The sequence below is a fragment of the Streptomyces sp. NPDC096132 genome (assembly GCF_044763345.1).
Lineage (GTDB): Bacteria > Actinomycetota > Actinomycetes > Streptomycetales > Streptomycetaceae > Streptomyces.
This window is the reverse complement of the sequence record NZ_JBIWGA010000080.1, coordinates 1-2,142: the sequence shown is the minus strand read 5'-3', so window position 1 is coordinate 2,142 and position 2,142 is coordinate 1. Positions and strand designations below refer to the sequence as shown.

3 protein-coding genes are annotated in these 2,142 nt (G+C 70.8%); all 3 read left to right on the top strand.

Annotated elements, in window-relative coordinates; genetic code table 11:
* The coding region (locus ACIRF9_RS52455) for an arginine deiminase family protein (protein ID WP_403837743.1) at positions 1-301 on the top strand (301 nt) is incomplete at its 5' end.
* 30 nt (positions 302-331) lie between these two features.
* On the top strand, positions 332-1,372 hold the full coding sequence (gene argF / locus ACIRF9_RS52450) for an ornithine carbamoyltransferase (RefSeq protein WP_403837741.1): 1,041 nt from the start codon (positions 332-334) through the stop codon (positions 1,370-1,372).
* A gap of 3 nt (positions 1,373-1,375) precedes the next feature.
* Positions 1,376-2,142 (top strand): carbamate kinase (locus ACIRF9_RS52445; RefSeq protein WP_403837739.1); only part of this gene is annotated, 767 nt, incomplete at its 3' end.

The following is a 2,142-nucleotide window of genomic DNA, read 5'->3' as shown; positions in this document are numbered from 1 at the left end:
TGTCGCCCCGAACTCCGATCTGGCCACCGCCCTCGCCGAAGCCCTCGACCTCGACAAGGTCCGGATGCTCTCCGCCCCGCAGGACATCCGCAACGCCGAGCGCGAACAGTGGGACGACGGCAGCAACTTCCTCGCCGTCGCCCCCGGAGTCGTCGTCGGCTACGAGCGCAACGTCACCACCAACACCTACCTGCGCAAGCAGGGCATCGAGATCGTCACCATCGCCGGCGCCGAACTCGGCCGCGGACGCGGCGGACCGCGCTGCATGAGCTGCCCCGTCGAACGCGACCCGGTCGCCTGAACCTCAGCCCGACCCCCAGGGGGATCCATCATGACCATCGACCTGCGCGGCCGCTCCTACCTGAGCGAACTCGACTTCACGGCCGCCGAGATCCACCACCTCCTCGACCTGGCCGCCACCCTCAAGGCCGCCAAGTGCGTCGGCACCGAGCAGCCCCGGCTGACCGGCCGCAATCTCGCGCTCGTCTTCGAGAAGACCTCCACCCGCACCCGCTGCGCCTTCGAGGTCGCCGCAGCGGACCAGGGCGCCGCCACCACCTACCTGGGCCCCGGCGACACCCACATCGGCGTGAAGGAGTCCATCGCGGACACCGCCCGTGTGCTGGGCCGCATGTTCGACGCGATCGAGTACCGGGGCTCCGCCCAGTCGCTCGTCACCGCCCTCGCCGCCCACTCCGGCGTCCCCGTCTACAACGGCCTCACCGACACGGCGCACCCCACCCAGAGCCTGTGCGACGTCCTCACCATGCACGAGCACAGCCTCAAACCCGTGCCCGACATCGCCTACTGCTACCTCGGCGACGCCCGCAACAACATGGGCAACTCCCTGCTGTCCATGGGCGCCCTGCTCGGCATGGACGTCCGTATCGCCGCACCCGCCGCCTTGTGGCCCGATTCCGCGCTGGTCACCAGGTGCCGGGAACTCGCCGAGAGCAGCGGCGCCCGCATCACGCTCACCGAGGACGTCGAAACCGCCGTACGGGGAGCCGACTTCCTGCACACCGACGTCTGGGTCTCCATGGGCGAGCCCGCCGGCACCTGGCGCGAGCGTAGCGAGATGGGGGTCCCCCCGGCCGAAGGCTGGGGGAGGATCGAACTGCTGCTGCCGTACCGGGTGACCGACAAGACGCTGGCCGCCACCGGCAACCCGGACGTGAAGTTCATGCACTGCCTGCCGGCCCTGCACGACCGCCGCACCCGCCTCGGCCAGGACCTCTTCGACCGCTACGGCCTGGACGGACTCGAGGTCACCCACGACGTCTTCGACTCACCCGCGTCGATCGTCTTCGACCAGGCCGAGAACCGACTGCACACCATCAAGGCCGTGCTCGTCGCCACCCTGGAGGACTGAGCCATGCGTATCGTCGTCGCCCTCGGTGGCAACGCCCTGCTGCACCGCGGTGAACGCCCCGACGCAGCCGTCCAGCAGGCCAACATCGACCGGGTCGCCACCGCCCTGGCCGCCCTCGCCCACGAGCACGAGATCGTCCTCACCCACGGCAACGGCCCGCAGATCGGTCTGCTCGCCATGGAGAGCGCCGCCGACCCCGCACTCAGCGCCCCCTACCCCCTCCATCTGCTCGGCGCCCAGACCCAGGGCATGATCGGTTCCCTGCTGGCCTGCACACTCCACGACGCCCTGCCCGGCCGTCACATCGCCACGCTGGTGACCCACACCCTCGTCCGGGCCGACGACCCGGCGTTCGCACGGCCCACCAAGTTCGTCGGCCAGGTCTACCCCCGGGAGGTGGCCGGCGCCCTCGCCCGCAAGCGCGGCTGGCACATCGCCCAGGACACCACCGGCTGGCGCCGCGTCGTCCCCTCACCGGCACCCGAACGGATCCTGGAGACCGACACCGTCCACGAACTGCTCAACAGCGGGACCCTCGTGATCTGCGCGGGCGGCGGAGGCGTCCCCGTCACGGCCGACCGCGACACCGGCGCACTGACGGGCACGGAGGCCGTCGTCGACAAGGACCTCACCGCCGCCCTGCTCGCCGAGGACCTGAAGGCCGACTTCCTGCTGATCCTCACCGACGTCCCTTGCGTGTACGAGGACTACGGGACACCCGCCCAGCAGCCCGTCCTCGACGCCACCCCCGCCGAACTGCGCCGCAAGGG